The 12536-nt window shown below is 41.2% G+C and carries 13 protein-coding genes; 3 read left to right on the forward strand and 10 right to left on the reverse strand.

Annotated elements, in window-relative coordinates; genetic code table 11:
- The first annotated feature begins 66 nt into the window (after positions 1–66).
- On the forward strand, positions 67–1710 hold the full coding sequence (locus MMP72_RS13565; protein WP_241318095.1) for an acyl-CoA synthetase: 1644 nt from the start codon (positions 67–69) through the stop codon (positions 1708–1710).
- Positions 1711–1753: 43 nt separating this feature from the next.
- Here MMP72_RS13565 and yjgA read toward each other — a convergent pair whose 3' ends face one another.
- The 9 genes from yjgA to mazG form a co-directional block, all read right to left on the reverse strand.
- A complete protein-coding gene (gene yjgA, locus MMP72_RS13570; protein WP_241318097.1) occupies positions 1754–2293 on the reverse strand; it encodes a ribosome biogenesis factor YjgA in 540 nt (179 codons plus the stop codon).
- Positions 2294–2295: 2 nt separating this feature from the next.
- The gene (locus MMP72_RS13575; RefSeq protein ID WP_241318099.1) at positions 2296–2565 is read right to left on the reverse strand and encodes an HPr family phosphocarrier protein; all 270 of its coding nucleotides are present in this window, start codon (positions 2563–2565) and stop codon (positions 2296–2298) included.
- Positions 2562–3413, reverse strand: a complete 852-nt coding sequence (gene rapZ, locus MMP72_RS13580) for an RNase adapter RapZ (protein WP_241318101.1) — start codon at positions 3411–3413, stop codon at positions 2562–2564. The genes MMP72_RS13575 and rapZ overlap by 4 nt, the downstream gene beginning before the upstream one ends.
- A gap of 28 nt (positions 3414–3441) precedes the next feature.
- Positions 3442–4287, reverse strand: a complete 846-nt coding sequence (panC, locus tag MMP72_RS13585) for a pantoate--beta-alanine ligase (RefSeq protein WP_241318103.1) — start codon at positions 4285–4287, stop codon at positions 3442–3444.
- 3 nt (positions 4288–4290) lie between these two features.
- Entirely contained in the window at positions 4291–5100 is an 810-nt protein-coding gene (gene panB / locus MMP72_RS13590; RefSeq protein WP_241318105.1) for a 3-methyl-2-oxobutanoate hydroxymethyltransferase, read from the reverse strand.
- Between the two features lie 39 nt (positions 5101–5139).
- Positions 5140–5628 carry a 2-amino-4-hydroxy-6-hydroxymethyldihydropteridine diphosphokinase gene (folK, locus tag MMP72_RS13595; RefSeq protein WP_241318107.1) on the reverse strand — a complete coding sequence of 163 codons (489 nt, stop codon included), beginning with the start codon at positions 5626–5628 and terminating at the stop codon, positions 5140–5142.
- Positions 5625–7079 carry a polynucleotide adenylyltransferase PcnB gene (gene pcnB / locus MMP72_RS13600; protein ID WP_241318110.1) on the reverse strand — a complete coding sequence of 485 codons (1455 nt, stop codon included), beginning with the start codon at positions 7077–7079 and terminating at the stop codon, positions 5625–5627. Before pcnB ends, folK begins: the two co-directional genes overlap by 4 nt.
- A 138-nt stretch (positions 7080–7217) precedes the next feature.
- Entirely contained in the window at positions 7218–7646 is a 429-nt protein-coding gene (locus tag MMP72_RS13605; protein WP_241318112.1) for a ComEA family DNA-binding protein, read from the reverse strand.
- The gene (gene mazG / locus MMP72_RS13610) at positions 7615–8421 is read right to left on the reverse strand and encodes a nucleoside triphosphate pyrophosphohydrolase (RefSeq protein WP_241318114.1); all 807 of its coding nucleotides are present in this window, start codon (positions 8419–8421) and stop codon (positions 7615–7617) included. Before mazG ends, MMP72_RS13605 begins: the two co-directional genes overlap by 32 nt.
- Before the next feature lie 97 nt (positions 8422–8518).
- Here mazG and MMP72_RS13615 point away from each other — a divergent pair, with 97 nt between their 5' ends.
- Together MMP72_RS13615 and MMP72_RS13620 are read left to right on the forward strand one after the other, a co-directional pair.
- Positions 8519–9295: an SDR family oxidoreductase gene (locus tag MMP72_RS13615; RefSeq protein ID WP_241318116.1), complete on the forward strand. Its 777-nt coding sequence runs from the start codon at positions 8519–8521 to the stop codon at positions 9293–9295.
- Positions 9296–9683: 388 nt separating this feature from the next.
- On the forward strand, positions 9684–10112 hold the full coding sequence (locus tag MMP72_RS13620; RefSeq protein ID WP_241318118.1) for a hypothetical protein: 429 nt from the start codon (positions 9684–9686) through the stop codon (positions 10110–10112).
- A 98-nt stretch (positions 10113–10210) separates the two neighbouring features.
- Here the strand turns inward: MMP72_RS13620 and MMP72_RS13625 are convergent, their stop codons facing one another.
- Entirely contained in the window at positions 10211–12517 is a 2307-nt protein-coding gene (locus tag MMP72_RS13625) for a bifunctional (p)ppGpp synthetase/guanosine-3',5'-bis(diphosphate) 3'-pyrophosphohydrolase (RefSeq protein ID WP_241318120.1), read from the reverse strand.
- Positions 12518–12536 lie beyond the last annotated feature (19 nt).

Genomic DNA, 12536 nt, shown 5'->3' on the forward strand with positions numbered 1-12536 from the left:
TTAGATTGAACGAAACACTATGTTGATCTAGATAGAAATGAAAAAAACATTCATGGAGCAATACACATGGTCAGTGCATATGATGAGTTACCACAAACACCAGCAAACTTTGTCGCGTTATCTCCGTTACGCTATCTAGAACGTGCTGCTTATATTTATCCAGATCAAGCGGCAATTATTCATGCTGAACGTCATATCACATGGCAACAAACCTACCAGCGCTGCCGTCAATTCGCTCATCAACTCGAAAAATTAGGGATTCAGAAAAATGATACCGTCTCGGTGTTATTACCCAATATCCCTGCCATGCTTGAAGCACATTTTGCTGTACCGATGGCAGGTGCGGTTTTAAATACCTTAAATACTCGCCTTGATGCCAAGACCATTGCCTTTATGTTGGAGCATGCAGAGGCTAAAGTGCTGTTGGTCGATCCTGAATTTCGACAAGTCGCAGTAGAGGCACTCAAACTCGTTCCACAAGACATTATTGTGATTGATGTGTTTGATACTGAATTTGATGGTGAACAAATTGCCATTGGACAATACGAATATGAATCTTGGATCGCCCAAGGTAACCCAGAGTTTGAATGGCATTTACCCCAAGATGAATGGGATGCAATCAGTCTAAACTATACTTCTGGCACCACAGGCAATCCGAAAGGTGTGGTCTATCACCATCGAGGAGCCTATCTCAATGCAGCAAGCAATATTCTAGCTTGCGGAATGAAGCCTCGTGCAGTTTACCTATGGACACTGCCACTATTTCACTGTAATGGTTGGTGTTTTGCATGGTCAATTGCTGCAAGTGGTGGCACCAATATTTGTTTACGTCGTGTAGATCCTGCACTGGTCTTTAAATATATCGCACAGCATAAAGTTGATTATTTCTGTGGCGCACCGATTGTTTTATCCATGCTCATCAATGCACCTCAAGAACAAAAAGTTGTATTTGAACATCATGTTGAGGTGATGGTCGCTGGTGCAGCCCCTCCCGTTGCCGTTATTGAAGGCATGCATCATATCGGCATAAATGTAAATCACGTCTATGGCTTGACTGAAACCTATGGCCCTTCAGCACTGTGCGCAACGCAAGCAGGCTGGAGTGATTTATCTATTCAGGAACAGGCTCAACTTCATTCACGTCAAGGCGTGCCATATCCGTTGCAAGACAGTATGCGTGTACTTGATCCTGAGAGCATGCAACCTGTACCCAATGATGGTCAAACCATGGGAGAAATTATGTTCCGTGGCAATATCGTCATGAAAGGTTATTTGAAAAACCCACAAGCGACTGAAGAGGCATTTAAAGGTGGCTGGTTCCATACCGGTGATTTAGCCGTTTGTCATCCTGACGGCTATGCCAAAATTACCGACCGTTCTAAAGATATTATCATTTCAGGCGGCGAAAATATTTCGTCTTTGGAAGTTGAAGATGTGCTCTATCGCCATCCTGCTGTGCTCACCGCTGCGGTCGTGGCGAAACCTGATGAACGCTGGCAGGAAGTACCATGCGCATTTATTGAACTCAAACAAGGTGCATCCGCGTCAACCGAAGAAATCATTGCGCACTGTCACAAAGAGCTGGCCCGCTTTAAAGTTCCGAAAGATATCGTGATTACTGAAATCCCAAAAACATCAACAGGCAAATTACAGAAATTTATTTTACGTGAGTGGGCAAAACAACGTGCGTCAGGTGAATTTGGACATTAATCCTCAAAAAAAAGAAGTTTCCAAGGAAACTTCTTTTTTAGCTTTAACCTTGATCAGACAATAAAGCAATCTGCTGTACATAATTGACCAGCTTAAGCTTGGAGGCTTCAAGCTCTTCCTCACTCACTTGTCGTTTGATATCACGATGAATACGTAACACATGCTGACGTAAAGTATGACGCTCAGAAGCATTATAAACTTTACTAAATTCATTGATAATCGGGTCACCCTGATCAATCATACGATCAACCCAACGCATCAATTGCATTTGTTTTTTAGCACCTTGCTGCGGTGTTAAATAAGACAAAATCGTGGTTTCATTTTCATTGCGTAATAACTTACCAATTCGTAAAAACTGACGACGTTTTGCTTCATATGAACTAATCGTTTGTACATCAAGCAGCGCATCAATTAAACGCTCATCGACAGGCAGTTTTTGAATCTGTTTTGGATTCAATTGAGCCAGTTGTTCACCCAAAGCGGCCATGCGCTGTACTGCTTTTTTTTGCTCAGTTCTACTCGCACGCCCTTCTAATGACTCAAAATCTTCATCGGTATAACGCTGCTGGGTACGACGTGACACTATTACTCTGCCTCATAAAATTTTGCTGCGAACAGCGTTTGAATTTCTTCCAGTGCCTTTTCTTCATCAGCACCTTCAATGACTAATCTTAATGTGGTGCCCTTACCAGCACCTAGCATCAACAATGACATAATGTTTTTTGCATCAACCAACTTATCGCCCTTACCAATTTGGATAGAAGAACGAAACTTCGTCGTCACTTCAATAAGTTTACCAGATGCGCGTGCGTGTAAGCCGAGTTTATTAATTACATCAATTGTTGTGTCTATCATGACCAGTGCTTCATTTCTCTATGTAAGATTTGGACAGCCCATTTTGCCTCAAGGGCTTGTTTGAGTCTATCCACAATATAAACTGAACGATGCTGCCCACCGGTACATCCCACTGAAATCGTCATATAGTGGCGATGTCCTTCTGCAAATGCAGGCAACCATTTATCTAAAAAAGTATAAATATCTTCAAACATTTCACTGGTTTGTTGACTACTTTCTAAAAAACGACGTACTGGCTCATCCAAGCCAGAAAAACGACGTAATTCTAAATCCCAATGCGGGTTAGGTAAATGACGAACATCAAATACATAATCAGCATCCAATGGAATACCGTGCTTATAACCAAAGGACTGCAAAATAACAATCAAATTATTCGATTGTCCCAGTTTAGACAACAAAATATGCTTTAAATCATGGACACTTTTATCCGTCGTATCAATATGCACAGTAGAGCGGAATTGTATCGGAATCAGTAGCTGTTTTTCTTCCTGTATACATTGCAACAGGCTATTAAAACGATTCGCCAAAGGATGCGGTCTGCGTGATGCACTAAAACGCGCAATCAAACTTTGATCTTGCGTGGTTAAATAAATAATATCCACTGAACCATGTTTTTGTAATTGGTCAAAAACTTGATCGAACTCTTGCATATCGGCACGAGTACTTCGAACATCGACACCCAAAGCCAGTTGTTCCAGATTGTTTTCACGATCTAGTTTTGCCACTATTTCAGGCAACAATGCCAAAGGTAAGTTATCAATACAATAATACCCCAGATCTTCAAGCACTTGTAATGCAGAGGATTTTCCTGAGCCAGATTGTCCTGTGACGATAAGAATACGCTTCATGGCATTTTGCCCTTTTTATTTTCAAGTTCTAAGTTTTAAAATGTATTTGTAAATTATCAATCAACCGTGTTGAACCAAGTTTTGCGGCAATAAATAACACCAAATCTTGGTCAAATTGTTCAATAGGTTGCAAGTTGGTTTGTCGAGCTTCCACATAATCCACAATGAACCCAGCTTGTGTCAATTGAGCAGAGACATTTGCTAACACTTGTGAAAGCACTTGCCCTTCATGCAATTGTTGCTCGGCCTGTTTTAACAATTGATAAATTGTTGGTGCAACCGCACGTTGTTGTTCAGACAAATATCCATTGCGTGAGCTTAATGCCAAGCCATCTTCAGCACGAACGATTGGTACACCCATCACTTCCAACGGCATGTTTAAGTCTTGAACCAATTGACGAATCACCGCCAACTGCTGATAGTCTTTTTCACCAAAGAAGGCATAGTCAGGTTGTACAATATTGAATAACTTGGTGACAACAACCGCGACCCCGTCAAAATGACCTGGACGAGACTGACCACACAAATCATCGGTAATTTGACCAACACTGATATTGGTCAAACGAGGATGCCTGCCATACATTTGCTCGACAGAAGGTGCAAAAATAATATCGCAGCCCACATCGGCCAATAACCGACTATCTTGCTCTAAAGTACGTGGGTAGCTATCAAAATCCTCACCTGCGCCAAACTGGATTGGATTGACAAAAATACTGACCACTACCACATCACAGATCTTTTTCGCAGCACGAACCAAAGTCAAATGACCTTCATGCAAATTGCCCATGGTGGGTACAAAACCAATCATCTTTTTTGCAGTACGCGCGGGTGCAAGTGACGCAGTTAAGCCTTGTATCGTTGTTTCTGTTTTCATGAATCAAAGCTCAACGTGGAAAGTATGTTCTTTTGCTGGGAAAGACTGGTCTTGGACGGCAACATGATACGCTTTAAAGGCATCTAAGATCGCCGTTTCACCCGCCTGCTCTTTCATAAAGTTACGTACAAACCGCGCAACACGCCCAAAGGTTAAACCCAACATATCTTGTGCAACCAAGACTTGACCATCGGTTTCATTCCCCGCACCAATCCCAATCACAGGCGTGTTCGGGAATAATTCAGCAATTTCTTTGCCTAGTTGAGCAGGTACACATTCAAGTAATAAAACAGCAGCACCAGCATCAACTACCGCTTGGCAGTCCGCAATCAATTGATCTGCTGCTTCACGTGTTCTCGCTTGAAGTTTATAACCACCAAAAACATGGACCGATTGTGGCGTTAAGCCTAAGTGGACACAGACAGGAACACCATTACGAGTCAATACCGTAACCAACTCGCTTAACCATGCACCGCCTTCGATCTTGACCATTTGAGCGCCAACCTGCATCACGGTCTTGGCATTTTTCAAACCATCTTCAAGCGTTGCATAACTCATAAATGGCAGATCAGTCATAATCAAAGCATGTGAGTTACCACGGCGTACAGCAGCAGTATGGTAAGCCATATCTTCAACAGTGACAGGAAGTGTAGAGTCTCTGCCTTGAATCGCCATTCCTAGAGAATCACCAATTAAAATCGTATCAATTTCAGCCAATTCCATCGCTTTTGCCATACTTGCATCGTAACAAGTGAGGCAAGAAAACTTGCGTCCTTCGGCTTTAAACTTTCTTAAGTCACTTAGACTAATCATGATGATGTCCTCTACAGGCATTTCCAGAACAAAATAATCTTAAGCGGTTGCCCAAGACTGATTTGCGATTACAGTCAAGTTTGCTTGCTGTACCAGTTCTAAATCTTTTAACGAATGACCATTTAACTGTAAATGAGCATCTAAATCTAATAAAGGGATAACCACAAAATCACGCTCAAGAATACCAATATGAGGCACAGTCAAACGTTCATTGTGAATTTGCTCATGACCATAGATCAGCAAATCCAGATCAAGAGTACGCTCACCCCAACGACGTAAACGTACACGTCCTGCTTCTTGCTCAAATTGTTGTAATTGATCAAGTAAAGCCAAAGGAGTAAGTGTAGTATCCAGTTGAACAACAGCGTTTAAGAAATTGGGTTGGTCTTGAGGTCCCATTGGCGGGCTTTGATAGAGCCGTGAAACGTGTACAGGACCTAAAGTCGCGAGCTTCGCAACAGCTTCGTATAAAATCTGCTGCGAATCCCCTAAATTACTTCCAAGACCAATAAAAGTGCGAATTGTCATTGCGTTGGTCCAAATACCACTTGACTTAAATCACGTTGAACACGCTTTCGCTTTAGAATCGGATGATCCGCATGAATCTGATGCGGATCCAGCGTTGCTTTTTCAATGAAACGACTCGCAGATTCAGATGTTCTCACACGTTCTTTTTTGGCACGGCGATTTCTTGGTTCAGGTTCATTGACTAAAGGCTCTATTTCAGTGACTTTAGCTTCATCCGCATCAGCCGCCTTACGACGGGTTCTACTGCGCTGACGATTGTACTGACGAATTGCCGCTTCTTTTTGATCAACCGACATTTCTTGGTAGTTTTCCCACCAAACACCCATGCCGTCAGTCTGAGTATCACCAGATTTCTCACGAAGTAACAAGAAATCAAATCCAGCTCGGAAGCGTGCATGTCCAGCCAAAGCTTCTATTTGTTGTGGTTTTGGATTCAACAAACGCGTTTGCATTTCCCAAACTTCACGGATAAAGGTTTCAGCAAAGCGTGGAATAATGGTTCGCGTTGCTTGACGCTTTAATACATCAAGCCCAGCTTGAGCACGTGCTTCAGCAGGAACTACACCTTTAGCTAAATAAAACTCACAACGCTCTAAAAATGGTTTCCATAACAATACTGCATAAAAGAATGCAGGATTGATGGTTTTCCCAATTTGAATCCGTTGATCGGTGTTTCGAGCTGCGCGTTCTATAAATGCAGTGATATTCGGTGGAATTTCAGCAAATAACTGCTTCCATACCCCAAAATCAATCAACATTGGTAACACACGGGCTAAGTGCCCCATGGTAAAGAGCTTTTGCGACTCATCATATAAACGATGTGGCGAGACATCACGCAACAACTGCGTCATCTCAGGATTAAATACATCGAGAATAGATTGATCAATTTGAAAATTCAGTTTTGCCGCAAAACGCAATGCGCGCAACATACGCACTGGATCTTCTTCAAAACGCTGTGCAGGTTCACCGAGGAAACGTAATGTACGTGACTTAACATCGTCAACAGCATCGCAAAAATCCAGCACAATGCCTTGACGGGGTTGATAATATAAAGTATTGATTGAGAAATCTCGACGTGCGAAATCCTGCTCAATCGTTCCCCAATTATTATCACGAAGAATCATACCAGATGCACTGGTGACTGCTTTTTTAGGGGGTGCACGGAAAGTCGCAACTTCAATTAACTCGCGACCAGAATAAACATGTGCTAGTTCGAAACGTCGCCCGATAATACGGCAACGTCGACCAAAAACTTCTTTCACTTGAGCTGGTGTCGCATCAGTAACTGCATCGAAATCCTTCGGATTAAGACCTAACATCAAGTCACGAACACCACCACCCACAATATATGCCTCATAGCCAGCTTTCGTCAGGCTATCAATCACATCTAATATGGAGGAAGGAAGTTGAGTTGTGGATAAACCACATTTTGACGCACGCAAAGTTTGCAAAAGACACTGTCTCCTACGTCAGGACGTAAATAACAATTTGTCGCTAATCATAGCTCTAACACACACAAAGGGCAATTTATTCTGTTGAAGATTCAATAGATCGATGCGTTTAATGCGTGATTTCATTCCCAAACCTCTCTAAAGTATCAGTCTTGCTTTATTCTTCTCAAGCAACTTTGGTCCTATTCCTTTTACATTCATCAGTTCATCAACCGTTTTAAAACCACCATTCTTTTGACGATACGCGACAATGGCTTGCGCCTTTTTCTCGCCCACACCATCTAAGGCTTGCAACTGCTGTAGATTCGCTTGATTTAAACTGATTTTATCACCACGAATATTTACAGAAGATGAAACCTGCTTGGAACTTTGTTGATATGCAGGTCGTGATAGATAATAGTGATTGTTCGGCTGATTCGCCAATTGTTGATCACGTGTTTGCTGCTGCGCTTTCCATGTTTGATAGGATTGATCAAACTGCTGTGCGTAAGTGCTCGGCACGCAACCCAACCAAAAAACCAAGCACAAAAAAATATTATGTTTGCTGCTGAGTTGCGGCAAATTCATTGGAGATCCCCTGAAGTTTTAATTGTCGTTTTGCTTGCTCCCATAGTTCGTCCATTTCTGCCAAACTCATTTCTTGCAAGTCTTTCTGTTGTCGTTGTGCTTGTTGTTCAATAAAGGCAAAACGATGTCTAAATTTATGAATCGTTGCCAACAATGCTGTCTCACTCGACAGCCCCAGTTTACGTCCTACATTGATCAAAGAAAATAGACAATCACCAAATTCTTCTTCTATTTCATCGGCTTTTTGATTGTTTATCGCTTGTTGTAACTCTGCCAACTCTTCATCTAATTTTGCATAAGCATCGTCAATTGTTTCAAAGTCAAAACCAAGTTGTGCCGCTTTCTTTTGAATTTCATGTGCCTGTACCAATGCAGGTGCATGCTTGATCTCATCTAAACGCGACTGGGCTTTGCCCTGCTTCTCTTGCTGCTTGATTTGTTTCCATAACTCACTGACTTGTTCTGAACTTAAATCTTGATATTTTTCAGCCTGAAATACATGTGGATGACGGCGAATCAGTTTCTCACTAATGGCATTCACAACATCTTGAAAATTAAATGCACCTTGCTCACTAAACATTTGCGATTGGAACACCACTTGAAGTAACAGATCTCCCAGTTCATTACGGATTTCATCTAAATCACCTACTCGAATCGCAGCTTCGACCTCATAAGCCTCTTCAATGGCATAGCGAGTCAGACTATTGGGTGTTTGCTGTTGATCCCATGGACATTTCTCTCGCAATTGTCGCATGATTTCTAATAACTTTTCCATGATGATCTCCCAACCCAATCCAACCAAATTGTTGCAGCATAAAGCAGCTTATGCGTAATATACACCCACTCAAGAAATATCAATATAAAGGAAAGCCATGCAATATAGCGTTTTTATCAGTGGAGCAGCTCAAGGAATCGGTGCTGAAATCGCTCGCCTTTTCCATCAAAAAGGATTCAAAGTTGGAATCTATGATATCAATGAAGAACAGGCTCAGGATTTAGCAAAAGAACTTGGGGAAAATGCTAAAGCAGGCTATTTAGATGTCAGTCATCAACAGCAATGGCAAATTGCGCTGCAAGAGTTTCAAGACTGGGCAGGTGAACTTAATATTTTAATTAATAATGCTGGGATTTTATATTCTGGTGCATTTGAGCATACTTCGATTCAATCACACCACCGTATCATTGATATTAATGTCAAAGGTGTTTTAAACGGCTGTCATACCGCCTTTCCATATCTCAAAAATGCCCGTTTTGCGCGCGTGATTAATCTATCTTCAGCCTCCGCAATTTATGGCCAAGCGGATTTAGCATCCTATTCTGCCAGCAAGTTTGCAGTGCGTGGTTTAACAGAAGCCCTCGATGTCGAGTGGCAAAAATATAATATTCGTGTATTGGATGTTATGCCTTTGTTTGTTCAAACCAATATGGTTAAAAATATGGATGCAGCAAGCATTCAAAATATGGGCATTGATTTAACTCCAACCGATGTGGCTAAACAGGTATTGAATTTAGCCCTACAAAAAAACCATCTCCTCCTTCCGACGCATACACCTGTAGGCATAAAAACTAAACTACTTTACAAAATATCCAGTATCAGTCCGCAATTTCTAAATCGTCTAAGCAATTTATTATTATCAAAACAGCATTAATGGTTTTAACCACCTTATGATTTTTACTCCTATTTAAGGTGGTTTATTTTAATAATTACAACGCTTAATTTAGTTTAACTTTCACATAAAGCCAAAATTTAAAATAAAATTCAGCCCACCAACCAATCCTGCATAATGTTAAAAAAATGTGAATTATATCAATGAAGTTTTTAAACACAAAATTAAATGATAAAAATCAAATAGATACAAATAAAAAATCAAGAAAAAATAGAACCAATAGAAATAAAATAGAGATTTTTAACCAGGTAGACAGACAATTCTTTAAAAAAGTATTAAAAAATCGTGACATTTAAAAATAAATTAAATAGAATCCACCCGCCAAATACATATTGGCCATTTAACCGAAAACTTTTAAAGTGTTTATAATATGAAAAAACTATTAGTTTTAACTGCTGCTGCAACGCTTTCTTTTTCTACTTTTGCTGCAACTGAGGGTAAACCTTTCTCAACGACTGAATTAAGAGCAATGGACTGTCCAACGCTTTCTGTTGAACAAGCCAATGCAAAACGTGAACTCGCGAGCGCAGAAAAAAATATTGCCAACATTAATGCCAATGCCCAAGCACCTGGCAAAGCGATTAGTAAATGGGCTGGTGTTGCAAGCGGTGCATTAACTGCATTTGGTGGCAACTCAGAAAAGACGGCTAAAGCAAGCCAAATTGCAAATAATATTGCAGGCGAAGAAGACACTTCTGATGCCAACAACCTTTCTGTTCAAGAGGCGATTAAGGCTAAAGCTCAAGCAAATATTGATAACATTACCACTTATCAAAAAAGCAAAAAATGCAAAATCTAATATAGATATTATATTCAGCTACATCTGATGATTAATATTGATAGAGTGCAAGTATAATAAAACCCGCTTAAGCGGGTTTTATTATGCTCGAATAATGTTTAACTTCCTTGAACTAAACGTCTGGCACTGATAATTCCAGGTTGTTGCTCTAGGCGGGCCAATAGACGAGAGAGTTGTGCTAAACCTTTTACTTCAATCAGCAACTTCATATTGGCAATACCATCTGATTCAGAAATTGTATTGACCTGTCGAATATTGATTTGATCAGAAAAAATCACTTGGGTTAAATCTTTCAGTAAACCACGACGATCATAAGCCTCAACCACGATCTGCACACTTTGACCGCGGGTCGGTTGCATTTCCCAATCCGCTTCTACTGCACGCTCAGGCTCTAACCCTGTCATCCGGATATAATCTGTACATGCCACCTTATGAATGCTCACACCACGATTCAAGGTGATATAGCCGCCAATTGACTCACCATGTACAGGCTGACAGCATTGAGCGATGTGCAATTCCACATTATCCAAACCATCAATCAAGATGCCATGTGCAGATAAAGTATGGCTGGCACGCGGATTCAATGCAGGCTTCAAGACCAACTCAGGCTCATCTTGATCCAAATGCATCTGACGGTTCACTTGGTTAATCAGCGCATGCAGACTAATGTCGCCACTGACCAATGCAACTAAAATATCATCACCAGATTTCAGATTAAAATGAGATGAATAATCTTTTAAATCAATACTTTTTGGGTGAATAGCCAGCCGTGCAAGTTCCTTATTAAGCAGCTCTCGACCCACTTCAATATTCTTACTACGATCTTGTTGTCTAAACCAGTGACGTAACTTGTCTCGTGCACGTGAGGTTTTGATATAACCTAACGAATTCACTAACCAATCACGGTTTGGTTCACGATCTTTCTTGGTTAGAATCTCAACCTGTTCACCTGTTTTTAAGGTATAGGTTAATGGCACATAACGCTGATTCACCCGTGCGGCATAGCACTTATTCCCGACCTCAGTATGCACATGGTATGCAAAGTCGAGAACCGTTGAACCGCGCGCTAACTCCTTAATATCACCATCACGGCTAAATACGTAAATCTTTTCAAAATTTTCAAAATCTTGAATCTGATCTATACCATTCGACTCATCATCTTCGCCATGCGGTGTGGTTTCTGTACGCTCTTGATAATGTTCAAGTACTGCACGCAATGAATGCAAGCGATCATTAAAGGAGTGGTCGGTATTTTTCGCACCTTCTTTATAGTTAAAGTGCGAGCAAACCCCGAGTTCGGCCTCTTCGTGCATCTCAAAAGTACGAATTTGCACTTCTAGTGATTTATTCTCGGCAATAACTGCCGTATGCAACGAGCGATAACCATTAGCTTTCGGGTTAGTCACATAGTCATCAAACTGATTGGGAATATGACGCCATAACTGATGCACGATCCCCAAAGCATGGTAACAATCGGGTACGCTTTTCAACAATACACGCACTGCACGAATATCATAGAGCTGATCGAAGCTGAGATTCTTGCTTTTCATTTTTCGATAGATCGAATAAATGTGCTTCACTCGCCCTGTAATTTCAGCCTGAATATCATATACACCCAATTCAGTCCTAAGCTTATCAATCACAAACTGAATGTACTGCTCTCGCTCCAAACGTTTTTCATTCAGTAACGATGCAATTTCTTTATAACGTTCTGGGGCTAAGTAACGAAAGGCAAGGTCTTCCAGCTCCCATTTCAGTTGCGCAATCCCTAAGCGATGTGCCAACGGAGAGTAAATGGTTAAGATTTCACGAGCGACCCGTTCTTGACGCTCTTTACTTGCATTTGCTAACTCACGCAATGCATAAGTACGCTCTGCCAATTTGATTAATACAACACGCACATCTTCTGTCACCGAGATGAGCATCTTGTAAATGCCGTTTAAATGTTCACGCTGGTTATTATTAAAATGATCTTCTAGACGCTTATTTTTCTCAATTAACTCAGACAGTTTACCCATCGCAAGTGTCCCTTTGACGAGACCCAATACTTGCTCACCAAACTCACGCTGAATATCCTCAAGTGTGATCAATCCCTCACGTACACTGCGATATAATACTGCCGCTGACAACGTATCTTCATCTACATGTAAATGCGCTAGAATATCTGCCATACCAATCCCAGTACTAAAGGTATTGGTATGATGATTAACCGTGGTTTCTAACTCTTTTGCTAAGGTAAGCTCTGCAACTTTTTGTAGTTGTTTCAGCTCCGCCCTATCCAAGATATCGCACACTCGATCTAGCCAAGAAACTAGACTACTTTGCGCTTCAGCGGCATGTTCTACAGTCGCTTCCTCAGACAATTCTTGGAATCGCCCAGGTAACTGTTCACGTACTGTGACCATACCATTCTCCTCTGGATAT

It is taken from the genome of Acinetobacter sp. NIPH 2699, from assembly GCF_022549355.1.
GTDB lineage: Bacteria > Pseudomonadota > Gammaproteobacteria > Pseudomonadales > Moraxellaceae > Acinetobacter.